This is a genomic window from Pantoea sp. S61, assembly GCF_016625145.1.
Classification (GTDB): domain Bacteria; phylum Pseudomonadota; class Gammaproteobacteria; order Enterobacterales; family Enterobacteriaceae; genus Pantoea; species Pantoea rwandensis_B.
This window is the reverse complement of record NZ_JACVUO010000004.1, coordinates 273,024-295,282: the sequence shown is the minus strand read 5'-3', so window position 1 is coordinate 295,282 and position 22,259 is coordinate 273,024. Positions and strand designations below refer to the sequence as shown.

General features: G+C 54.4%; 22 protein-coding genes. 21 read left to right on the top strand and 1 reads right to left on the bottom strand.

Going from position 1 to position 22,259, the window contains the following annotated elements:
* Nucleotides 1-122: 122 nt before the first annotated feature.
* The 8 genes from IAE30_RS11620 to IAE30_RS11585 all read left to right on the top strand — a co-directional run bounded on the left by IAE30_RS11620 (nt 123) and on the right by IAE30_RS11585 (nt 7,801).
* Nucleotides 123-1,196: a PhoH family protein gene (locus IAE30_RS11620; RefSeq protein ID WP_038648284.1), complete on the top strand. Its 1,074-nt coding sequence runs from the start codon at nt 123-125 to the stop codon at nt 1,194-1,196.
* Nucleotides 1,193-1,666: an rRNA maturation RNase YbeY gene (gene ybeY, locus IAE30_RS11615; protein ID WP_034829084.1), complete on the top strand. Its 474-nt coding sequence runs from the start codon at nt 1,193-1,195 to the stop codon at nt 1,664-1,666. The genes IAE30_RS11620 and ybeY overlap by 4 nt, the downstream gene beginning before the upstream one ends.
* 84 nt (nt 1,667-1,750) lie before the next feature.
* A complete protein-coding gene (corC, locus tag IAE30_RS11610) occupies nt 1,751-2,632 on the top strand; it encodes a CNNM family magnesium/cobalt transport protein CorC (protein ID WP_034829075.1) in 882 nt (293 codons plus the stop codon).
* A gap of 4 nt (nt 2,633-2,636) precedes the next feature.
* Complete coding sequence (gene lnt / locus IAE30_RS11605; protein ID WP_200679746.1) at nt 2,637-4,163, top strand: apolipoprotein N-acyltransferase; 1,527 nt, start codon at nt 2,637-2,639, stop codon at nt 4,161-4,163.
* Nucleotides 4,164-4,602: 439 nt separating this feature from the next.
* Nucleotides 4,603-5,496: a glutamate/aspartate ABC transporter substrate-binding protein gene (locus tag IAE30_RS11600; protein ID WP_038648291.1), complete on the top strand. Its 894-nt coding sequence runs from the start codon at nt 4,603-4,605 to the stop codon at nt 5,494-5,496.
* 161 nt (nt 5,497-5,657) lie between these two features.
* A complete protein-coding gene (locus IAE30_RS11595; RefSeq protein WP_034829069.1) occupies nt 5,658-6,398 on the top strand; it encodes an amino acid ABC transporter permease in 741 nt (246 codons plus the stop codon).
* Nucleotides 6,398-7,075, top strand: a complete 678-nt coding sequence (gltK, locus tag IAE30_RS11590) for a glutamate/aspartate ABC transporter permease GltK (RefSeq protein WP_200679744.1) — start codon at nt 6,398-6,400, stop codon at nt 7,073-7,075. The genes IAE30_RS11595 and gltK overlap by 1 nt, the downstream gene beginning before the upstream one ends.
* Nucleotides 7,076-7,801, top strand: a complete 726-nt coding sequence (locus IAE30_RS11585; RefSeq protein ID WP_038648298.1) for an amino acid ABC transporter ATP-binding protein — start codon at nt 7,076-7,078, stop codon at nt 7,799-7,801.
* 85 nt (nt 7,802-7,886) lie between these two features.
* Here the strand turns inward: IAE30_RS11585 and IAE30_RS11580 are convergent, their stop codons facing one another.
* Nucleotides 7,887-8,369 carry a zinc ribbon-containing protein gene (locus tag IAE30_RS11580; protein WP_200538792.1) on the bottom strand — a complete coding sequence of 161 codons (483 nt, stop codon included), beginning with the start codon at nt 8,367-8,369 and terminating at the stop codon, nt 7,887-7,889.
* Nucleotides 8,370-8,712: 343 nt separating this feature from the next.
* Between IAE30_RS11580 and leuS the strand changes: the two genes are divergently transcribed.
* The 13 genes from leuS (at nt 8,713) to lipA (ending at nt 22,253) form a co-directional block, all read left to right on the top strand.
* Nucleotides 8,713-11,295 (top strand): leucine--tRNA ligase, encoded by a 2,583-nt coding sequence (leuS, locus tag IAE30_RS11575; protein ID WP_038648304.1) that lies wholly within the window; start codon nt 8,713-8,715, stop codon nt 11,293-11,295.
* A 14-nt stretch (nt 11,296-11,309) separates the two neighbouring features.
* Nucleotides 11,310-11,909, top strand: coding sequence for an LPS assembly lipoprotein LptE (lptE, locus tag IAE30_RS11570; protein ID WP_038648307.1), 600 nt, complete (start codon nt 11,310-11,312; stop codon nt 11,907-11,909).
* Nucleotides 11,906-12,937: a DNA polymerase III subunit delta gene (holA, locus tag IAE30_RS11565; RefSeq protein ID WP_038648309.1), complete on the top strand. Its 1,032-nt coding sequence runs from the start codon at nt 11,906-11,908 to the stop codon at nt 12,935-12,937. The genes lptE and holA overlap by 4 nt, the downstream gene beginning before the upstream one ends.
* Nucleotides 12,930-13,574: a nicotinate-nucleotide adenylyltransferase gene (nadD, locus tag IAE30_RS11560; RefSeq protein WP_200679742.1), complete on the top strand. Its 645-nt coding sequence runs from the start codon at nt 12,930-12,932 to the stop codon at nt 13,572-13,574. Before holA ends, nadD begins: the two co-directional genes overlap by 8 nt.
* Nucleotides 13,575-13,665: 91 nt before the next feature.
* A complete protein-coding gene (gene rsfS, locus IAE30_RS11555) occupies nt 13,666-13,983 on the top strand; it encodes a ribosome silencing factor (RefSeq protein WP_038648315.1) in 318 nt (105 codons plus the stop codon).
* Between the two features lie 3 nt (nt 13,984-13,986).
* Nucleotides 13,987-14,457, top strand: coding sequence for a 23S rRNA (pseudouridine(1915)-N(3))-methyltransferase RlmH (rlmH, locus tag IAE30_RS11550; RefSeq protein WP_038648318.1), 471 nt, complete (start codon nt 13,987-13,989; stop codon nt 14,455-14,457).
* A 34-nt stretch (nt 14,458-14,491) separates the two neighbouring features.
* A complete protein-coding gene (gene mrdA / locus IAE30_RS11545) occupies nt 14,492-16,396 on the top strand; it encodes a peptidoglycan DD-transpeptidase MrdA (RefSeq protein WP_200679739.1) in 1,905 nt (634 codons plus the stop codon).
* A gap of 8 nt (nt 16,397-16,404) precedes the next feature.
* Complete coding sequence (mrdB, locus tag IAE30_RS11540; RefSeq protein ID WP_038650220.1) at nt 16,405-17,517, top strand: peptidoglycan glycosyltransferase MrdB; 1,113 nt, start codon at nt 16,405-16,407, stop codon at nt 17,515-17,517.
* A 10-nt stretch (nt 17,518-17,527) separates the two neighbouring features.
* A complete protein-coding gene (gene rlpA / locus IAE30_RS11535) occupies nt 17,528-18,634 on the top strand; it encodes an endolytic peptidoglycan transglycosylase RlpA (protein WP_200679738.1) in 1,107 nt (368 codons plus the stop codon).
* 122 nt (nt 18,635-18,756) lie between these two features.
* Nucleotides 18,757-19,968, top strand: a complete 1,212-nt coding sequence (gene dacA, locus IAE30_RS11530; RefSeq protein ID WP_200538786.1) for a D-alanyl-D-alanine carboxypeptidase DacA — start codon at nt 18,757-18,759, stop codon at nt 19,966-19,968.
* 159 nt (nt 19,969-20,127) lie between these two features.
* Nucleotides 20,128-20,391 (top strand): DUF493 family protein YbeD, encoded by a 264-nt coding sequence (gene ybeD / locus IAE30_RS11525; RefSeq protein ID WP_034829045.1) that lies wholly within the window; start codon nt 20,128-20,130, stop codon nt 20,389-20,391.
* Nucleotides 20,392-20,460: 69 nt separating this feature from the next.
* Nucleotides 20,461-21,111, top strand: a complete 651-nt coding sequence (gene lipB, locus IAE30_RS11520; protein ID WP_200538785.1) for a lipoyl(octanoyl) transferase LipB — start codon at nt 20,461-20,463, stop codon at nt 21,109-21,111.
* 176 nt (nt 21,112-21,287) lie between these two features.
* Nucleotides 21,288-22,253, top strand: coding sequence for a lipoyl synthase (gene lipA, locus IAE30_RS11515; RefSeq protein WP_200538784.1), 966 nt, complete (start codon nt 21,288-21,290; stop codon nt 22,251-22,253).
* Nucleotides 22,254-22,259: the final 6 nt, after the last annotated feature.

Sequence of the window (22,259 nt, the reverse complement as noted above, 5' to 3'; positions counted from 1 at the left end):
GGGTGAATGAGTGCAGCCAACGCACCTGCACCTTGAAATATGACGGGTATAGATGCTTATGTCTGTAATGATGCATTGGATACACCTTCTTCAACTGGCCCTGAGTGACCCAAAGGATTCATTTGAATATCGAAACTCGTGAAATCGCCCTTGAACCGGCTGATAACCGCCGACTGATGAGCCTGTGCGGTCCGTTTGATGACAATGTGAAGCAGCTGGAAAAACGCCTCGGTGTCGAAATCAACCGCCGGGACAACCATTTCAAACTGGTGGGCCGATCGCTCAGCGTCGACGCGGCCATCAACATTCTGCGTGACCTGTACGTGAGCACCGCACCTGTGCGTGGTCAAATCCCGGATATTGAACCGGACCAGGTGCATCTGGCGATCAAAGAGAGCCGTGTACTGGAGCAAACCGCCGAAAGCGTGCCGGAGTTTGGTAAGGCGATACACATCAAAACCAAGCGCGGTGTGATTAAACCTCGTACGCCAAACCAGGCACAGTACGTGGCGAATATCCTCGACCATGACATCACCTTCGGTGTGGGTCCAGCCGGTACCGGTAAAACCTATCTGGCGGTGGCCGCTGCTGTTGATGCCCTCGAACGTCAGGAAATTCGCCGTATTCTGTTGACGCGTCCTGCGGTAGAGGCCGGTGAGAAACTGGGCTTCCTGCCGGGAGACCTGAGCCAGAAAGTCGATCCTTATCTGCGTCCGCTCTACGATGCCTTGTTTGAAATGCTCGGCTTTGAGCGCGTGGAAAAGCTGATGGAGCGCAATGTCATTGAAGTGGCCCCGCTCGCTTACATGCGCGGCCGCACACTCAATGACGCCTTTGTGATTCTCGATGAGAGTCAGAACACCACCATCGAGCAGATGAAGATGTTCCTGACACGTATCGGTTTCAACTCCAAAGCGGTGATCACCGGTGACGTCACACAGATTGACCTGCCGCGCAGCACCAAATCCGGCCTGCGTCATGCCATTGAGGTTTTGGCGGAAGTCGATGAAATCAGTTTTAACTTTTTCCACAGCGAAGACGTGGTGCGTCATCCGGTTGTCGCACGCATCGTGAATGCTTATGAAGCGTGGGAAGAAGCCGATCAGAAACGCCGTGACAAACTGGCAGAAGAGCGCAAGCGTGAAGCGCTGGCGTCTCAACTTGCCGCCCCATCCAGCCCGCAGGAGCCTTCATGAGCGCGGTGATTTTAGATTTACAGTTGGCCTGTGCCGATGAAAATGGCCTGCCAGCCGAACCTGCTTTCCAGCGCTGGCTCGAAGCTGCCGTTACGCCTTTCCAGCCGGAAAGTGAAGTCACCATCCGTTTGGTGGATGAAGCGGAGAGTCATGAGCTTAATCTGACTTATCGCGGTAAGGATAAGCCGACCAACGTGCTCTCTTTCCCGTTTGAAGCGCCACCCGGGATTGAGTTGCCACTGCTGGGCGACCTGATTATTTGTCGTCAGGTTGTTGAGCAAGAAGCGGAAGAACAAGGCAAAACCGTTGAAGCCCACTGGGCTCATATGGTGGTCCACGGTACGCTACATCTGCTGGGCTATGACCATATTGAAGACGAAGAAGCCGAAGAAATGGAGGCGCTGGAGACCGAGATAATGCTTGCTCTTGGTTATCCTGACCCGTACATTTCGGAGAAAGAAGACGCCTGATCCCCTTAGGTTCAGGTTATTGCGCTGCTGGCGCGGATGCCAGCAGTTCCTTTCCCTCACCAGAGAGAACGAAATAAAAACGCCATGAGCGACGACCATTCTCAAAACAGCGACGCACCCAGTAGTAAAAAGGGATTTTTCTCCCTGTTAATTAACCAACTTTTTCACGGTGAACCTAAAAACCGTGATGAGCTACTGGGACTGATCCGCGATTCTGAGCAAAAAGAGCTGATCGATCAGGACACCCGCGACATGCTCGAAGGGGTTCTGGATATTGCCGAACAGCGTGTGCGTGACATCATGATCCCGCGCTCCCAGATGATCACCCTTAAACGCAACCAAAGCCTTGAAGAGTGTCTCGCGGTCATTATTGATTCCGCCCACTCACGCTTCCCGGTGATCAGCGAAGATAAAGACCACGTCGAAGGCATTTTGATGGCCAAAGACCTGCTGCCGTTTATGAGCAGCGCGTCTGAACCTTTCAGCATTGAGAAAGTGCTGCGCACCGCCGTTGTCGTGCCTGAAAGTAAGCGTGTCGACCGCATGCTGAAAGAGTTCCGTTCCCAGCGCTATCATATGGCGATCGTCATTGATGAATTCGGTGGCGTTTCCGGGCTGGTCACGATTGAAGATATCCTCGAATTGATTGTCGGTGAAATTGAAGATGAATATGACGATGAAGAAGATCGTGATATCCGTCAGTTAAACCGCCATACCTATACCGTACGTGCGCTTGCGCCTATCGAGGATTTTAACGAGGTATTTGGTACCAGCTTCAGTGATGATGAAGTGGATACCATTGGCGGTCTGGTGATGCAGGGATTCGGCCACCTTCCCGCGCGCGGTGAGAGCATCGACATTGATGGTTACCAATTCAAAGTCGCGATGGCCGACAGCCGCCGTATCATCCAGGTGCATGTGAAAATTCCGGAAGACTCTCCACAACCGCAACTGGAAGACGAATAATTTTATGGCTTTAGCCTCTCTATACTCGCAGCAGCGGGTTCGCCTGCTGCTGGCTTTGATTACGGGTGCCGTTGGCACCCTTTCCTTTTCTCCCTACGATTTTTGGCCTGCCGCATTAGTTTCCCTGGCGGGACTGCAGTTGCTACTACTGGATCGCCGCAGCCCACAAGCCGCTGCGATTGGCTTCGTCTGGGGCTTTGGTCTGTTCGGCAGTGGCATTAATTGGGTTTACGTCAGCATCGCCACCTTCGGCGGTATGCCCGGCCCGGTTAACATCTTCCTGGTGATATTGCTGGCCGCTTATCTCGCCATCTATCCGATGCTGTTTGCGGCGGTACTTAATCGCCTGTGGCCCCGCGCGACCTTGTGGCGTCTGGTGTTAGCTGCACCGGCATTGTGGCAAATCAGCGAATTCCTGCGTGGCTGGATTCTGACCGGATTCCCGTGGCTGCAGTTCGGCTATAGCCAGATCGACGGTCCGCTCAAAGGCCTTGCGCCGCTGGCAGGCGTCGAAACCATCACTTTCCTGTTAATGATGATCGCCGGTCTGCTGGTGCATGCGCTTTATCATCGCACGGTGAAGAGCCTGGTGGCCGCCGCAGTATTGTTGCTGCTGCCATGGCCACTGCGCATGTTGCAATGGTATCAGCCGTTGCCGGAACGCAGCGTGGATGTGGCGATGGTACAAGGCAACATTCCACAGTCGATGAAGTGGGATCCGCAGCAGTTGCTGAATACGTTGCGCGTGTACACCTCTTACAGCCAGCCTTATATGGGCAAAGCGCCCATCATTATCTGGCCTGAATCGGCGATTACCGACCTGGAAAGCAATCAGCAGCCGTTCCTCAAAGCGCTGGACGCAGAACTGCGCGAGCGCGGCAGCTCGTTAATTACCGGGATTGTCGATTCACGCGTTGAAGGGGATAACCGCTACCACGATTACAACTCCGTGATTGTGCTGGGCGGCGAGCAACCTTACAGCTACCAAAGCCATAACCGTTATCAGAAAAACCATCTGGTGCCGTTCGGGGAGTTTGTGCCGCTTGAAGACTTGCTGCGTCCGCTGGCGCCGTTCTTCGATCTGCCAATGTCGTCGTTCAGCCGTGGCGCCTATGTGCAGCCGCAGTTGAAGGTGGCGGGTTATGACCTCACCAGCGCCATCTGCTACGAGATTGTGTTGGGCGAGCAGGTACGCGCTAACTTCCGCCCTAATACCAATTTCCTGCTGACGGTGTCTAACGATGCCTGGTTTGGTCACTCCATCGGCCCATGGCAGCACTTCCAGATGGCGCGTATGCGTGCACTGGAACTGGGCCGTCCACTGTTGCGATCCACCAATAACGGTGTCACGGCGGTGGTGAATGCCAACGGCGAGGTTGAAAAAGAGATCCCGCAGTTTACGCGTGATGTGCTGGAAGCCAGGGTGACACCCACCACCGGTGAGACCCCTTATGCCAAAGCAGGCATCTGGCCGGTATGGATTCTGACGTTGATCGGCATCGTCCTGGCGATTATTCGTCGCCGCCACTGACACTTCGATCACACTCTGACAGGCGAAGTGCTCACTTCGCCTTTTTTTTGCGCTGTTTTCCGCTCCCATCGGCTACGCTTTACCAGATTCTCTGCTGGCTTTTTCGCGCATTTCACCGTGCTGGCACGATCATTGCTAATTATTTCAGTGATTTTATCAACATCAGCGTTTTGTCAGCGTAATGCCATGTTCGCGCACTATTATTTGGCACTGACACGCACCGAAACGGCGCAATGGCTTTTCATTGCCTCTTAATGGTGCGGAGCGGCTCGCAAAAAACAAACTTTTTTGTTTCATTGCGTTAACAATTCGCTATGTTAATCACTATCCTGCGCGCAGTTGCGCTAAGGGATAACTAAAAAAGCAGCACGAAATACACACAACATCACAATCTGCGCAGTTTATGTTCTGCGCGACATCCATTCAAAGGAGTAGGAACATGCAGACACGCAAAGTGGCATTATCTCTTCTGCTGTTGGGAGCAGCAGCGGGAGCGGCCCAGGCGGAAGATCTCACCGGCACCCTGAAAAAAATTAATGATAGCGGCGTGATCGTCGTTGGGCATCGTGAGTCATCAGTTCCCTTTTCTTACTACGACAACCAGCAAAAAGTGGTTGGCTATTCACAAGACTACTCAAACGCCATCGTAGCGGCGATCAAAGCCAAACTGAACAAGCCTGATCTTCAGGTAAAAATGCTGCCGATCACCTCTCAGAACCGTATCCCACTACTGCAGAACGGCACTTACGATTTTGAATGTGGTTCTACCACCAACAACCTGGAGCGTCAGCAGCAAGCCGCCTTCTCCGATACCGTATTTATCATCGGTACGCGTCTGCTGGTGAAGAAAGGTGGCGACATCAAAGATTTCGCGGACCTGAAAGGCAAAACCGTTGTCGTGACCTCTGGTACCACTTCTGAAGTTCTGCTGCACAAGCTGAACGATGAGAAGAAAATGGACATGCGCATCATCAGCGCCAAAGACCATGGCGATTCTTTCCGTACGCTGGAAACCGGTCGTGCCGTGGCCTTTATGATGGATGATGCCCTGCTGGCGGGTGAACGTGCCAAAGCGAAGAAACCAGATAACTGGGAAATTACCGGCACTCCACAGTCAAAAGAAGCTTACGGCTGCATGCTGCGTAAAGAAGACCCGCAGTTCAAACAGCTGATGGATGAAACCATCGCGAAAGCGCAGACCTCGGGTGAAGCCGCTAAGTGGTTCGATACCTGGTTCAAACAGCCGATTCCACCGAAGAATCTGAACATGAACTTTGAGCTGTCATCCGACATGCAGGCACTGTTCAAAGCACCAAACGACAAAGCACTCTGAATTAACAATGAAAACAAGGGCAGTTAGGCTGCCCTCTCGATTGCTGAACACGCGGTGCGGACAGACAGACTGCAACAGGTCGTTCCCCTGAAGCAGGACGCAAGACACCGCTCAACAATCTTATGGGTAGCCTCGCTACCCTTTTTTTACCGGAGCTCGTTATGGGTATCGATTGGAACTGGGGCATCTTTTTACAACAGGCCCCGTTCGGCAATACGACCTACCTCGGCTGGCTGTGGTCCGGATTTCAGGTTACCGTTGCGGTTTCCTGCTGCGCCTGGATTATCGCCTTCCTGGTAGGTTCCTTCTTTGGCATTCTGCGTACCGTGCCCAATCGACTGCTGTCGACCATTGGTACCTGCTACGTGGAACTGTTTCGTAATATCCCGCTGATCGTCCAGTTCTTCTTCTGGTATCTGGTGGCGCCAGAACTGGTTGGCGAAAAACTGGGGATGTGGTTTAAAGCAGAACTGGACCCCAATATTCAGTTCTTTGTTTCCTCAACCATTTGCCTCGGCTTGTTCACTGCTGCCCGTGTTTGCGAACAGGTCCGTGCCGCGATTCAATCACTGCCACGCGGTCAGAAAAACGCAGGGTTGGCGATGGGACTGACGCTGCCGCAAACTTATCGCTACGTGCTGCTGCCTAATGCCTATCGCGTGATTGTGCCGCCGATGACCTCGGAAATGCTGAACCTGGTGAAAAACTCTGCCATCGCTTCGACCATTGGTCTGGTGGATATGGCGGCGCAGGCCGGTAAGTTGCTCGACTACTCGGCGCACGCCTATGAATCCTTCACCGCCATTACCCTGGCTTACGTGGGTATTAACCTGGTGATCATGCTGATTATGAGTTTGGTAGAACGTAAAATTCGCCTGCCCGGCAATCTGGGAGGCAAATAATGTACGATTTTGACTGGAGTTCGATTACTCCCAGCCTGCCCTATTTGTGGAATGGCTTGATCATCACCTTCAAGATTACCGCCGTCGCCGTGGTGTTCGGCATTATCTGGGGCACGATTCTGGCCGTGATGCGTCTGTCGCCGTTCGCGCCGATTCGCTGGTTCGCTAAGCTGTACGTCAACCTGTTCCGCTCCGTGCCGCTGGTGATGGTGCTGCTGTGGTTCTATCTGGTGGTGCCTGCATTACTGCAACAGGTATTGGGACTTTCCCCCAAAACTGACATTCGCCTGATTTCCGCCATGATCGCTTTTGCACTGTTCGAAGCGGCCTACTATTCGGAAATCATCCGTGCGGGTATCCAGAGCATCTCACGCGGACAGTCGAATGCTGCGCTGGCGTTGGGTATGACGCACTGGCAATCAATGAAATTGATCATCCTGCCGCAGGCGTTCCGCGCCATGGTGCCACTGCTGCTGACGCAGGGCATTGTGTTGTTCCAGGATACGTCGCTAGTGTATGTGTTAAGCCTGGCTGACTTCTTCCGTACCGCTTCGACGATTGGCGAACGTGACGGTACCCAGGTTGAAATGGTTCTGTTTGCCGGTCTGGTCTATTTTGTGATCAGCCTGAGCGCTTCGCTGTTGGTTAGCTATCTGAAAAGAAAGAGGACGGTTTAAATGATTAGCCTGAAAAATGTTTCTAAGTGGTATGGTCACTTTCAGGTGCTGACCAACTGCTCCACCGAAGTGAAAAAAGGTGAAGTAGTGGTGGTCTGTGGACCGTCCGGCTCAGGTAAGTCAACCTTGATTAAAACGGTGAATGGTCTGGAACCGGTGCAGGAAGGCAGCATTCAAGTTAACGGTACCGAAGTGAACAACAAGAAAACCAACCTGGCGCAACTGCGCAGCAAGGTCGGTATGGTGTTCCAGCACTTCGAACTGTTCCCGCACCTCAGCATTGTCGATAACCTGGTGCTGGCGCAGGTCAAGGTGTTAAAGCGTGATAAAGCCGCTGCGCGTGAGAAGGGTCTCAAGCTGCTGACGCGTGTTGGTCTGGCTGCGCATGCGGAGAAGTTCCCAGGACAGCTCTCGGGCGGCCAGCAACAGCGTGTGGCGATTGCCCGTGCGCTGTGTATGGACCCCATCGCGATGCTGTTTGACGAACCGACATCTGCGCTCGACCCAGAGATGATCAACGAAGTGCTGGACGTCATGGTGGAGTTGGCGAACGAAGGCATGACCATGATGGTGGTGACGCACGAGATGGGCTTTGCGCGCAAAGTGGCCAATCGCGTGATCTTTATGGATGAAGGGAAAATTGTCGAAGACACTAACAAAGATGACTTCTTTAATAACCCGCAGTCCGACCGCGCAAAAGACTTCCTCGCGAAGATCCTGCATTAATTAGCGCCATCCATCGCGCCGCTGCATGGCTGTGATTTCCCATCAAGCACGCAGCGGCGCGATTCATCTTAGGGTTTTCTGCTCATTAAGGTTCAAAAGGCTGACGCTGGAAATGATCGTGCCCACACTGCGGGCAGCGCGTTAAGCTCTCCGGTGTATAGATCGCCCGGGTAAAACCGCACTTCTCACACACCAGGTTGCCCAATCCCACCACTTCACCGCTTTGATAAACACCGTGATGTCGTAGATCCTGAAACACCTCGCGCCACTCTAACTGGCTTTTGTCCGTGATATCCGCCAGTTCTTTCCACACGCTCTCGCGAATCACGCGCAAAAATACGGAGTCACCGAGCACATCTGAAGATTCCTGATAGCTGAGCGCGAACTCGTGTAGATCGCGCCTGACTGCCCGCATCACCTCATTCACTTCAGAAGAGGTCAGCGTCTTTTTCGCTAATAAATCCTGCCGTGCCTCAGCAACCAGGGCATCAACATCACGCTCGCCCTGCTCCAGCCGCTGGGTTAATGCCGCTATCGTTGCACGATACTCCTGCGCCACGTTATTCATTTTGTTCTCCTTTCCGCGGGAATAGCTGATAGTAAGTTTAGCTGTTCTGTCATATTTGCCGTGACGAAAGCGGAGTAAATCGCAAAAGGGTGAAAGCGGCGGCGCATTGAGTAGAAATCCGCTCTGCCGGGGCGTGAAATGTTGTTGAGGAAGAGCCTTATGGGTATGCTATGCGGATCTAAATGTATGCGAACCCGTCATACTTCAAGTCGCAGGTGCGTTGGCTGCACGTGTTCACGCCGTCGCTTACTTCGTTAAGCGCGAGTGTAATCACACCTTTGCCGCCTTCCTGTGACGCGAACTATTCAGGGTTAACGATTTTCATAAAGGACCACAGGCAGCCATGCAAGAGCAATACCGCCCGGAAGAGATAGAATCCCGCGTCCAACAGCACTGGGACGAAAACGAAACCTTTAAAGTGACCGAGCAGGAAGGCAAAGAGAAATACTACTGCCTTTCTATGCTGCCCTATCCTTCTGGCCGCCTACACATGGGCCACGTGCGTAACTACACCATCGGCGATGTGATTGCGCGCTATCAGCGCATGCTGGGTAAAAATGTCCTGCAGCCGATTGGCTGGGATGCATTTGGTCTGCCAGCCGAAGGCGCTGCGGTAAAAAACAACACCGCGCCCGCACCATGGACTTATGACAACATCGAATACATGAAGAACCAGCTCAAACTGCTGGGCTTTGGCTATGACTGGAGCCGTGAATTGGCGACCTGCCAGCCAGAGTACTATCGCTGGGAACAGTGGTTCTTCACCAAGCTGTATGAAAAAGGCATGGTCTACAAAAAGACCTCAGCGGTGAACTGGTGCCCACATGACCAAACCGTGCTGGCTAACGAACAGGTTATCGACGGCTGCTGCTGGCGCTGTGACACCAAAGTTGAGCGCAAAGAGATCCCTCAGTGGTTCGTGAAAATCACCGCTTACGCGGAAGAGCTGCTCAACGATCTGGATAAGCTGGAAGACTGGCCTGAAACGGTCAAGACCATGCAGCGTAACTGGATTGGTCGTTCTGAAGGCGTGGAAATCACTTTCGATGTGGCGTACAGCGAAGAGAAATTAACGGTTTACACCACACGTCCGGACACCTTCCTCGGTGCGACCTACGTTGCGGTGGCAGCCGGTCACCCACTGGCGCGCCAGGCTGCGGCCAGCAACCCTGCGTTGTCTGATTTTATCGCCGAGTGCAGCACCACAAAAGTGGCTGAAGCGGATATGGCGACGATGGAGAAGAAAGGCATGGCCACCGGCCTGTTTGCTATCCATCCGCTGACGGGCGAAGAGATCCCAGTCTGGGTTGCTAACTTTGTCCTGATGGAATACGGCACCGGCGCAGTCATGGCAGTGCCAGGGCATGACCAGCGTGACTGGGAGTTCGCCACCAAGTACAACCTGAACATCAAGCCAGTGATCCTGAATCTGGATGGTTCAACGCCTGACCTGAGCGAAGCGGCGATGACCGATAAAGGCGCGCTGTTCAACTCGGGTGAGTTCAACGGTCTGGATCATCAGGCAGGCTTCAACGCCATTGCTGATGCATTGGCGGCGAAAGGCGTTGGCGTGCGTAAAGTCAACTATCGTCTGCGCGACTGGGGTGTGTCCCGTCAGCGTTACTGGGGTGCGCCAATCCCAATGGTGACACTGGAAGACGGCACGGTGATGCCAACGCCAGAAGATCAGCTGCCAGTGATTCTGCCAGAAGATGTGGTGATGGACGGTATCACCAGCCCGATCAAAGCCGATCCTGAGTGGGCGAAAACCACGGTTAACGGCCAGCCAGCGCTGCGCGAAACCGATACCTTTGACACCTTTATGGAGTCATCCTGGTATTACGCGCGTTACACCTGTGCCAACTACAACGAAGGCATGCTGGATCCTGCCGCCGCGAACTACTGGCTGCCAGTGGATCAGTATGTCGGTGGTATCGAACACGCCATCATGCACCTGATGTACTTCCGCTTCTACCACAAGCTGCTGCGTGACGCGGGCCTGGTGAACTCTGATGAGCCAGCCAAACGTCTGCTGTGTCAGGGCATGGTACTGGCCGATGCGTTCTATTACACCGGCGCGAGCGGCGAGCGTAACTGGGTTTCTCCGGTTGATGTTAGCGTTGAGCGCGATGAAAAAGGTCGTATTGTTAAGGCTGTCGACAACGCAGGCCGCGAAGTGGTTTATGCCGGCATGAGCAAGATGTCCAAGTCGAAAAACAACGGCATCGATCCACAGCTGATGGTTGAACGTTACGGTGCCGATACCGTGCGTCTGTTCATGATGTTTGCTTCACCAGCAGAAATGACGCTGGAATGGCAGGAATCTGGTGTCGAAGGTGCGAACCGCTTCCTGAAGCGCGTGTGGAAACTGGCCTACGAACACGTGGCGAAGGGTGCCACCGTGGCGCTGGACCTCAATGCACTGAACGACGATCAGAAAGCGCTGCGTCGCGATCTGCACAAAACCATCGCCAAGGTGGCCGATGACGTGGGTCGTCGCCAGACGTTCAACACCGCTATCGCTGCCATCATGGAGTTGATGAACAAGCTGACTCGTGCCCCGCAGGAGAGCGAGCAAGATCGCGCACTGATGCAGGAAGCGCTGGTGGCGGTCGTTCGTCTGCTCTATCCGTTCACGCCGCACGCCAGCTATGTGCTGTGGCAGGCGCTGGGTGGAGAAGGTAACGTAGATGAAGCCAGCTGGCCGGTTGCGGATGAATCCGCGATGGTAGAAGATTCACTGCTGGTCGTTGTACAGGTGAATGGCAAAGTGCGCGGCAAGATTACCGTTGCGCCGGATGCTACGCAGGAGCAGGTTCAGGCGCGTGCTGCGCAGGAGCACATTGTGGCGAAATATCTGGAAGGCGTCACACTTCGTAAAGTGATTTATGTCCCTGGCAAACTGCTTAACCTGGTCGTAGGTTAAGTTCAGGAGGAACTGTGCGACAACTGATTATCAGGCTGTTTGTCCTGCTTGCGGTGATGATCACCGCAGGCTGTGGTTTTCACCCGCGCGGCACCACCATGGTGCCAAACGAGATGAAAACGCTGATCGTCCAGAGTGGCGACCCGTATGGCCCAATGGCGCGCACCGTGCGCCAACAGCTGCGTATCAACGATGTCACCATTGTTGATGACAGCAAACAGGCCAGTGCCAAATACCCGACTCTGCGCTTAGGCGCAGAGGTGCAGGGACGTGATACCGCGTCAGTGTTTATCAGCGGCACCACTGCTGAGTATTCACTGGTAATGACAGTGACCGCGCAGGTTCTGATCCCGGGCAAAGGCATCTACCCGATCAGCACCACCGTGTACCGTTCTTTCTTCGACAACCCGAATGCCGCACTGGCGAAGGATGCCGAGCAAGACATGATCGTGCAGGAGATGCGTCAGCGTGCCGCCGAGCAACTGGTGCGTAAACTGTTAACGGTTCATGCCGCGCAGGAAAGCAACAAAGACACGTTGCCACAGCCGGAGGTCATCGCACCAGGTGAGAATTCACCAGAAGTGTCCTCTTCGTCAGCAACCAGTCTGCAATGATCAGGATTTATCCTGAACAACTGAGCGCGCAGCTTCGTGAGGGGCTGCGCGCCTGTTATTTTCTGACCGGCAATGAACCGCTGCTGATTCAGGAAAGTGCCGACGCCATTCGCGCGGCCTCCTCTTCTCAAGGCTTTGAAGAACACTTCAGTGTCACTCTCGATGCGCAAACCGACTGGGATGCGATCTTTGCCAGCTGTCAGGCACTCAGCCTGTTCACACAACGCCAGACCTTAACGCTGCAACTGCCAGAAAACGGTGCCAATGCAGCGATGGCCGAGCAACTGGTCAAACTCGCCAGCCTGCTGCACAGCGATATCCTGCTGGTGCTGCGCATGGCAAAACTGACCAAAGCGCAGGAAAACAGCGCCTGGTTTAAAGCGCTGAGCGCCCATGCCGTGCTGGTTCCCTGTCAGACGCCCGAACAAGCGCAGCTGCCGCGCTGGGTCGCGAGCCGCGCCAAAGCCATGAAGCTGAGTGTTGATGACGCGGCGATTCAACTGCTGTGCTACTGCTATGAAGGCAACCTGCTGGCGCTGGCGCAGGCGCTGGAGCGCTTGTCACTGCTGTGGCCGGATGGCAAGCTCACTCTGCCCCGGGTAGAGGACGCGGTGAATGACGCAGCACACTTCACCCCATTCCACTGGGTGGATGCCCTGCTGGCGGGAAAAAGCAAACGTGCCCTGCATATTCTGCATCAGCTGGAAAAAGAGGATGCTGAAGGGGTGATTTTGCTGCGCTCTCTGCAACGTGATTTGTTGACGCTGCTTCATTTGCAACGCAATCAGGGTAAACAGGGTCTGCGAGCGCTGATGGATCAACAACGCATCTGGCAGAACCGCCGCGCGCTGTTTACCGATGCGCTGCAACGCCTTGATGCACGTCGTCTGCAGCGTGCTGTGCATCTGCTCGCCGAACTGGAGCTGACCATGAAGCAGGATTACGGTCAAAACCTCTGGCCGCAGCTTGAAACCTTGTCGCTGCTGCTTTGCCACCGCGATTTTCCCCTAAGCTTTACTGATGTCTAAACTCTACGCGCTGTTCGGCGGCACCTTCGATCCTATCCACTTTGGCCACCTGCGCCCGGTGGAAGCGCTGGCGCAACAGGTAGGGCTAAAAAAGGTCACGCTGCTGCCCAACAACGTGCCACCGCATCGGCCACAGCCTGAAGCCAGTGCCCGGCAGCGCGTGGAAATGCTGCGCTGCGCGATTGCGACCCGCCCCTTGTTTGATATTGATACGCGCGAGCTGGAACGGGATACGCCGTCATGGACGGTCGCAACGCTTGAAGCACTCCGTGCGGAACGCGGAGCAGAACAGCCCCTCGGGTTTATCATCGGACAAGATTCTCTGCTAACGTTAGCCAAATGGCATCGCTGGCAGGATCTCCTCTCTCTGTGCCATCTGTTGGTGTGCCAGCGACCGGGCTATGCGACGCAGATGGAAACACCTGAGATGCAGCAGTGGCTGGATGTGCATCGGGCGCAGCACGCAGAGCAGTTGCATCATGCACCGGCAGGCCGTATCTGGCTGGCTGATACGCCGCTGTTCGACATCTCCGCCACGGAAATACGCCAGCGTCGTCACCTGGGGCAATCCTGCACCGATCTGCTGCCCGACGCGGTTATCGACTACATCGATCGCGCTGGCTTATATCGCGGTTGATCGTTGCGTGCTATACTGCGCCGCTTCATTTTAGGCTATGTTTTCCGGGCACTCAGCCTTCTCGTAATCACCTGTTTTTAAGGGGAACCTTTTGCAAGGTAAAGCACTCCAAGATTTCGTTATTGATAAGATTGACGATATTAAAGGCCAGGACATCATTGCTGTTGATGTTCAGGGCAAATCGAGCATCACCGATTGCATGATCATCTGCACCGGCACGTCGACGCGTCATGTGGTTTCGATCGCCGATCACGTGGTTCAGGAATCCCGTGCCGCGGGTTTAAAACCGCTGGGCGTTGATGGTAAAGCTGCCGCTGATTGGGTCGTCGTTGATCTTGGCGAAGTGATCGTACACGTGATGCAGGAAGAGAGCCGCCAGCTGTATGAGCTGGAAAAGCTCTGGAGCTAAGCCTTGAAACTGCAGCTTGTGGCCGTCGGCACCAAAATGCCTGACTGGGTTCAGACCGGTTTCATGGAGTATCTGCGCCGCTTCCCCAAGGATATGCCGTTTGAACTGACCGAAGTGCCCGCGGGTAAACGCGGCAAGAACGCGGACATCAAGCGCATCCTGGAAAAAGAGGGTGAAGCGATGTTAGCGGCCGTCGGCAAAGGCAACCGCATCGTCACGCTGGATATTCCAGGGCAGCCGTGGGAAACCCCACAGCTGGCGCAACAGCTTGAGCGCTGGAAACAAGATGGCCGCGATGTCAGCTTGTTGATTGGCGGCCCGGAAGGACTGGCGCCGGCCTGTAAAGCCGCTGCCGAGCAAAGCTGGTCGCTGTCCACGTTGACGTTGCCTCACCCGCTGGTGCGTGTGCTGGTAGCCGAAAGCCTGTATCGTGCCTGGAGCATCACCACGAATCATCCTTATCACCGTGAATAAACGCCTGACAACCTCCAGACAATAAACGCAGCGGATGAAATTACAGAGCAACGCCTTTCGCGATTACACTGCCGAACAGAAACTCTTTGTCCGCCGGGCTTTGGTGGCTTTTGTTGGCATTTTCCTGCTCTCCAGCGTGCTGGTGGTCAACCTCTATCATCTGCAAATTCTGCGTTTTGACGATTACAGCACCCGTTCCAATGAGAACCGCATCAAGCTGGTGCCGGTTGCGCCCAGCCGCGGCATCATCTTTGATCGCAACGGCGTCCCGCTGGCGCTGAACCGCACCATTTACCAGGCTGAACTGGTGCCCGAAAAAGTCGATGACCTGAAGCAGACGCTGCAGGATCTGCGCCCGGTGCTCGATCTGACGGACGACGATCTCGACGCCTTTGAAAAAGAGCGTAAGCGCTCACGTCGTTTCACCTCCATTCCGGTTAAAACCGCACTCAACGAAGTGCAGGTGGCGCGCTTTGCCGTCAATCAGTACCGATTCCCCGGTGTGGAAGTGAAAGGTTATCAGCGCCGCTATTATCCCTACGGTCAGACGCTGACGCATGTGGTGGGCTACGTCTCTAAAATTAACGATCGTGACGTTAAACGCCTTGATGATGAAGGTAAATGGCCTAACTATGCCGCGACGCATGATATCGGCAAGCTCGGTATCGAAAACTATTACGAAGATGTGCTGCATGGCAAAACCGGCTATGAAGAGGTTGAAGTTAACAACCGTGGCCGGGTGATCCGTCAGTTGCATGAGCAATCTCCACAGGCCGGCCGTGATATCTACCTGACCGTTGACCTGAAACTGCAGCAGTATATCGAAACCTTGTTGACCGGCAGCCGCGCCGCCGTCGTGGTCAGCGATCCACGCACCGGTGAAATTCTGGCGCTGGTGTCCACACCCAGCTACGACCCCAATCTATTTGTTGATGGCATCTCCAGCAAGGATTACAAAGCCCTGCTGAGCGATGAGAACCGTCCGCTGTATAACCGCGCGTTACAGGCATCCTACCCGCCAGCTTCAACGGTGAAACCTTATGTTGCCGTCTCTGCGCTGAGTGCAGGGGTGATTAACCGCAATACCAGCCTGTTTGACCCCGGCTGGTGGCAATTGCCCGGTTCGGAAAAGCGCTACCGCGACTGGAAAAAATGGGGACACGGCCGTCTGAATGTCACCAAATCGCTGGAAGAATCTGCCGATACCTTCTTCTATCAGGTCGCCTACGATATGGGCATCGATCGCCTGTCTGAGTGGATGACCAAATTTGGCTATGGCCATCGCACCGGTATTGATTTGCCGCAGGAAAGTCCCGGCAACATGCCAACACGTGAGTGGAAGCTGAAGCGCTTTAAGAAGCCGTGGTATCAGGGTGACACCATTCCGGTGGGCATTGGTCAGGGTTACTGGACTGCAACGCCAGTGCAGATGAACAAAGCCATGATGATTCTCATCAATGACGGCATCATCAAAGTGCCGCATTTACTGCGCGCCACCCGTGAAGGCCAAACCATGGTGCCGTATCGTCAGCCGCCGGATGCGCCGATTGGCGATATTCACTCGGGATACTGGGAAATAGCCAAAGATGGCATGTACGGCGTGGCCAACCGCGCGAACGGGACGGCGCACAAGAGTTTTGCCGATGCACCTTACAAAATCGCTGCGAAATCCGGTACTGCGCAGGTATTCGGTCTGAAAGAGAACGAAACCTATAACGCGCACAAAATTGCTGAACGCTTGCGTGACCATAAGTTAATGACGGCATTCGCGCCTTACGATAAACCGCGCGTTGCCGTGACCATGATTCTGGAGAACGGCGGTGCCGGCCCGGCAGTGGGTACGGTGATGCGTCAGATTCTCGACCACATAATGTTAGGCGACAACAATACCGTGCTGCCTGAAGCCGCACCGACGCCGCCTGGCTACGAAGGTGAATAAAGATGTCCATGAACGATAGTCCGCAGAAAAGATCGATCTGGACGCGTATCCATATCGATCCCCTGTTTATGCTGATCATCCTTGCGCTACTGGCTTACAGCGCCATCGTCATCTGGAGCGCCAGCGGTCAGGATCCCGGCATGATGGAGCGTAAACTCGGTCAGATTGCCATGGGCGTGATCATCATGCTGGTCATGGCGCAGGTGCCGCCGCGCGTATATGAAAGTTGGGCGCCCTATCTCTACATTGTCTGCGTGATATTACTGGTGGCGGTGGATGCCTTTGGCCATATCAGTAAAGGGGCTCAACGCTGGCTCGATCTCGGCTTTGTGCGTTTCCAGCCCTCCGAGATAGCCAAGATTGCGGTTCCGCTGATGGTGGCGCGATTTATTAACCGCGATGTCTGTCCACCCACGCTGAAAAACACCGGTATCGCGCTGGTGCTGATCTTCATGCCGACGCTGCTGGTAGCGGCACAGCCTGACCTCGGCACCTCGATTCTGATCGCCGCATCCGGCCTGTTTGTGTTGTTCCTGTCGGGCATGAGCTGGAAGCTGATCGCCGTGGCGGTGCTACTGGTGGCGGCCTTTATTCCGGTGCTGTGGTTCTTCCTGATGCATGATTATCAGCGCGACCGCGTGATGATGCTGCTCGATCCTGAGAGTGATCCGCTTGGTGCCGGTTATCACATTATTCAGTCCAAGATTGCGATTGGATCCGGAGGTTTACGTGGCAAAGGCTGGCTACATGGCACCCAGTCACAACTGGAGTTTTTGCCCGAGCGCCACACCGACTTTATCTTTGCGGTACTGGCAGAGGAACTCGGCCTGGTCGGCGTATTAGTGTTACTGGTACTGTATCTGCTGCTGATTTTGCGCGGCCTGATTGTTGCGGCGCGCGCGCAAACCACGTTCGGTCGCGTGATGGCCGGCGGTTTGATGTTGATTTTATTCGTCTATGTTTTCGTTAACATTGGTATGGTAAGTGGTATCTTACCGGTGGTCGGTGTTCCGCTGCCGCTGGTGAGCTACGGCGGGTCAGCGTTGATCGTGTTAATGGCCGGATTTGGCATCGTGATGTCGATCCATACTCATCGAAAAATGTTATCTAAAAGCGTTTAAGAGGCTGCACATGCGTAAGGATTGGCTTGGGGTTGCACTGGCATCATTGGTACTGGCTGCCTGTTCCGCACCGGAACAGCAGAGTAATACTGCGCCACCGCAGCCGGCCTATAATGGCCCGGTGGTGGAAATCCCAGGCGTTGAACCGCGCTATGAACCCATCAATCCTTCTACCAGCCAGGATTACAGCGTTAATGGCAAAAATTATCGCGTGATCAAAGATCCTTCGAACTACAGTGAAGTCGGACTGGCCACCTGGTACGGTGCAGAAGCGCAAGGTAATCGCACAGCGATCGGCGAAGCTTACGACCCGGATGCCTTAACTGCAGCACACCCAACGCTGCCATTGCCAAGTTATGTGCGCGTCACTAACCTCGCTAATGGCCGCCAGATTGTGGTGCGTGTGAATGACCGTGGCCCGTATACGCCCGGCCGCATCATTGACCTGTCTCGTGCGGCAGGCGACCGTTTGAATATCTCCAATAATTCGCGTGTGCGTGTGGATTACATCAAAGTCGCGCCGGATGGTTCCGTTTCTGGCCCGGGTACTATTGGCACCACCGTGGCGAAGCAGAGCTACGCCCTGCCCGCCCGCCCGGATCTTAACGGCGGCATGGTGATGATGGGTGGCAGCACCAATACGACGCCAGCGCCTGCGCCGCAGGATGTTCGCGCAGTCGATAACAGTACCCTGCAGAGCAACGGTGGCCTGGGTGCCCCGGTACAGACCAGCGGCTTCCTCGGCGCACCTCAGCCTTTAGCCAACGGCGTACTGGAAGGCAGTGAACCGGCCGCCACGCCTGCGCAATCAACGTCCGCTGCACCGGCTGCGGCATCGGTTTCTGCTCCAGCCAGCACTGCACCCGTTAACCAGAGTGCGCGTACCGCCGGTGGATATGTGGTACAGGTCGGGGCAGTCAATGATGCAGCGCGCGCCCGTCAGTTGGCGACCAGCCTGGGTAAACGTTTTGGCGTCCCCGGCAATGTGGAAGCCAATGGCAACGTTTATCGTATTCAACTCGGCGGCTACAGCAGCCGGGCGGAAGCCGCTGCGTTACAACAGCGATTGACCACTGAAGCACAGATGAGCTCATTTATTACCACTGCCCGCCCGTAATGTTACGGGCAGTTACCTTTACTGCTGAAACTGATTTGCAAAGCAAGATGTCGCTCGATCGGGCGTTTGCTATAGTAAGGCACTTTTTTCACTCTTAGCCCACGGATGTTGTAGTCCTTAACATGAATACGCTGAAACCCTCTCGTTTTCTGAAACGCCTGACAGTGGGATCACTGGTCGCCCTTTCTCTCAGCCATGCCGTCTTTGCGGACGATGTTAACCTTAAGACGATGATCCCGGGCGTCCCGGAAATCGATGCTGAAGCTTATGTGCTGATCGATGCCAACTCCGGCAAAGTCCTGGCAGAAAAGAACGCCGATGCGCGCCGCGATCCCGCCAGTCTGACCAAAATGATGACCAGCTATGTGATTGGTCAGGCGGTCAAAGCAGGCAAAATCCATAACGATGATATCGTCACCGTCGGTAAAGACGCATGGGCCACCGGTAATCCGGTGTTCAAAGGCTCGTCACTGATGTTCCTGAAGCCAGGCGATCGCGTACCGGTTTCTCAACTGACGCGCGGCATCGTGTTGCAGTCAGGGAATGATGCCTGTGTGGCGATGGCTGATTACGTTGCCGGCAGCCAGGATGCGTTTGTTAGCCTGATGAATAACTACGTTGGCGCGTTGGGTCTGAAAAACACCCACTTCCAGACCGTGCACGGCCTGGATGCAGAAGGCCAGTACAGCTCAGCGCGTGATATGGCGCTGATCGGCCAGGCATTGATTCGTGATGTGCCGGACGAATACTCGGTCTACCGTGAAAAAGAGTTCACCTTCAACAATATCAAACAGATGAACCGTAATGGTCTGCTGTGGGATACCAGCCTGAACGTGGACGGCATTAAAACCGGTCACACTGATGCAGCAGGTTACAACCTGGTGGCTTCTGCCACTGAAGGCCAGATGCGTCTGATCTCTGCGGTTATGGGCGGTCACACCTATAAAGGTCGCGAAACCGAAAGCAAAAAGCTGCTGACCTGGGGCTTCCGTTTCTTCGAGACCGTGGCACCACTGAAAGCAGGCAAAGAGTTCGCTTCTGAGCCGGTCTGGTTTGGTAACAGCGATCGTGTCCAGTTGGGCGTTGAAAAAGATGCCTACCTGACCATTCCACGCGGCCGTATGAAAGACCTGAAAGCCAGCTATGTGCTGACCAATACCGAACTGCATGCGCCGTTGCAGAAAAATCAGGTTGTGGGCAGCATCAACTTCCAGCTGGATGGCAAAACCATTGAACAGCGTCCACTGGTGGTCCTGAACGAAGTGCAGGAAGGCGGCTTCTTCAGCCGTATCATTGATTACATCAAACTGATGTTCCATCACTGGTTTGGCTAAGACGCTTGAAAAATCGTCTGTCTGATACCATATAATTAGAAACCCCCGTTTCAAACGTATAGGGGAGGCTGGAAAGCCTCCCTTATCGATTTTTATGCATCACCTGTTGTAGGGGCGGCCTGCGGGCTTCTCTTCTCAATTTTAAGCACCGGAGCCAACATGAAAACCAAACTGAATGAACTGCTCGAATTCCCTACCCCCTTCACCTATAAAGTAATGGGTCTGGCGCAACCGGAGCTGGTTGATCAAGTGGTTGAAGTGGTACAGCGCCACGCCCCCGGCGACTATACCCCGGCGGTGAAACCCAGCAGCAAAGGTAACTACCATTCGGTTTCTATCACCATCACCGCAACGCATATCGAACAGGTAGAAACCCTGTATGAAGAACTGGGTAACATCGATATCGTGCGCATGGTTCTGTAATACCCGCGCTGGCAAAGGCGGCTTTGCCAGCGTTATACTCAGCCCTCCACTCTTTACCGGATCTCCGCTTTGTCAGCTAACACGCTTCTTGTTCGTCAACTGGGCCAGCGCGACTGGCAACCTGTCTCCGATGCGATGCATCAGTTTACCGATCAACGTGACAGCAGCACCGCCGATGAAATCTGGCTGGTGGAACACCATCCGGTGTTTACCCAGGGCCAGGCAGGCAAAGCCGAACATCTGCTGATGCCGGGAGATATTGCGGTAGTGCAGAGCGATCGTGGCGGTCAGGTGACGTATCACGGGCCTGGGCAACAGGTGATGTACGTGCTGATTGATATTAAACGTCACAAAATCGGTGTCCGGGATCTGGTCACTGCGCTGGAGGAAACCGTGATCGCCACCCTGGCGGATTATGGTATCGCTGCGCGTGCGCGTGCCGACGCACCCGGCGTCTATATCGGCGATGACAAAGTGTGCTCGTTAGGCCTTCGTATTCGTAAAGGGTGCTCTTTCCATGGTCTGGCGTTGAATGTGGCGATGGACCTGGCGCCTTTCCTGCGCATCAATCCCTGCGGTTATGCCGGTATGCGTATGACGCAGTTAAGTGAAAAACAGCCGGGCGTCACAACCGCCGACGTACAACCCCGTTTGGTACAACATTTCGCCCGTTTGACTGGTTTCACCCAACTGAAATGGCAAAATGATGCAGCGGTCTGACCTTGACTGTCTGTGCTCATTTACAAAATTGTAACTTTAGCGCTCGCATATCGGCTGCTTATGCGCAGACGAAATGATATAATTTTTGCCATATTTTCAAATAAAGTTGAAAGCCTGGTTCTCAGTTTGAGTGAGGAAGCTTTCAAATCGCAATCCCGACCGGAACCTGCAGATTTATGAGTAAACCAATTCAGATGGAACGTGGCGTCAAGTATCGCGATGCCGACAAAATGGCGCTGATTCCGGTGAAAACCGTGATGGTCGAGCGTGAAGAGATTTTGCGTAAGCCGGAGTGGATGAAGATCAAACTGCCTGCGGATTCCAGCCGCATTCAGGGTATCAAAGCCGCCATGCGCAAAAATGGTCTGCACTCGGTGTGTGAAGAGGCCTCCTGCCCTAACCTCGCTGAATGTTTTAACCACGGCACCGCCACCTTTATGATCCTCGGCGCGATTTGTACACGTCGTTGCCCGTTCTGCGACGTCGCCCACGGCCGTCCAAATATGCCTGACGCCAACGAACCGCTGAAACTGGCACAAACCATTGCCGATATGGCGCTGCGTTATGTGGTGATCACCTCGGTTGACCGCGACGATCTGCGCGACGGCGGGGCTCAGCACTTTGCAGATTGCATCACTGCGATTCGCGAAAAAAGCCCTACCATCAAAATTGAAACTCTGGTGCCTGACTTCCGTGGTCGTATGGATCGTGCGCTGGAAATCCTTACCGCCACGCCGCCAGATGTGTTCAACCACAATCTGGAAAACGTGCCGCGCGTTTATCGCCAGGTGCGTCCTGGTGCCAACTACGACTGGTCACTGAAGCTGCTGGAGCGTTTTAAAGAAGCGCATCCGGATGTGCCGACCAAATCTGGCCTGATGGTCGGATTGGGCGAAACCAATGCGGAAATCGTTGAAGTCATGCGTGATCTGCGTCGTCATGGCGTCACCATGCTTACACTCGGCCAGTATTTGCAGCCAAGCCGCCATCACCTGCCGGTACAGCGCTATGTTAGCCCGGCAGAGTTTGATGAGATGAAAGAAGAAGCCATGGCAATGGGCTTTACCCACGCGGCCTGTGGCCCGTTCGTCCGCTCTTCTTATCATGCGGATATGCAGGCTAAAGGGCTGGAAGTGAAATAATCGGTG

Excerpts from the sequence above, each read along its gene's own strand:
- ybeY (WP_034829084.1), top strand. The coding sequence starts at position 1,193 with ATGAGCGCGGTGATTTTAGATTTACAGTTGGCCTGTGCCGATGAAAAT.
- corC (WP_034829075.1), top strand. The coding sequence starts at position 1,751 with ATGAGCGACGACCATTCTCAAAACAGCGACGCACCCAGTAGTAAAAAG.
- lnt (WP_200679746.1), top strand. The coding sequence starts at position 2,637 with ATGGCTTTAGCCTCTCTATACTCGCAGCAGCGGGTTCGCCTGCTGCTG.
- IAE30_RS11600 (WP_038648291.1), top strand. The coding sequence starts at position 4,603 with ATGCAGACACGCAAAGTGGCATTATCTCTTCTGCTGTTGGGAGCAGCA.
- IAE30_RS11595 (WP_034829069.1), top strand. The coding sequence starts at position 5,658 with ATGGGTATCGATTGGAACTGGGGCATCTTTTTACAACAGGCCCCGTTC.
- gltK (WP_200679744.1), top strand. The coding sequence starts at position 6,398 with ATGTACGATTTTGACTGGAGTTCGATTACTCCCAGCCTGCCCTATTTG.
- IAE30_RS11585 (WP_038648298.1), top strand. The coding sequence starts at position 7,076 with ATGATTAGCCTGAAAAATGTTTCTAAGTGGTATGGTCACTTTCAGGTG.
- IAE30_RS11580 (WP_200538792.1), bottom strand. The coding sequence starts at position 8,369 with ATGAATAACGTGGCGCAGGAGTATCGTGCAACGATAGCGGCATTAACC.
- leuS (WP_038648304.1), top strand. The coding sequence starts at position 8,713 with ATGCAAGAGCAATACCGCCCGGAAGAGATAGAATCCCGCGTCCAACAG.
- holA (WP_038648309.1), top strand. The coding sequence starts at position 11,906 with ATGATCAGGATTTATCCTGAACAACTGAGCGCGCAGCTTCGTGAGGGG.
- nadD (WP_200679742.1), top strand. The coding sequence starts at position 12,930 with ATGTCTAAACTCTACGCGCTGTTCGGCGGCACCTTCGATCCTATCCAC.
- mrdA (WP_200679739.1), top strand. The coding sequence starts at position 14,492 with ATGAAATTACAGAGCAACGCCTTTCGCGATTACACTGCCGAACAGAAA.
- mrdB (WP_038650220.1), top strand. The coding sequence starts at position 16,405 with ATGAACGATAGTCCGCAGAAAAGATCGATCTGGACGCGTATCCATATC.
- rlpA (WP_200679738.1), top strand. The coding sequence starts at position 17,528 with ATGCGTAAGGATTGGCTTGGGGTTGCACTGGCATCATTGGTACTGGCT.
- dacA (WP_200538786.1), top strand. The coding sequence starts at position 18,757 with ATGAATACGCTGAAACCCTCTCGTTTTCTGAAACGCCTGACAGTGGGA.
- ybeD (WP_034829045.1), top strand. The coding sequence starts at position 20,128 with ATGAAAACCAAACTGAATGAACTGCTCGAATTCCCTACCCCCTTCACC.
- lipA (WP_200538784.1), top strand. The coding sequence starts at position 21,288 with ATGAGTAAACCAATTCAGATGGAACGTGGCGTCAAGTATCGCGATGCC.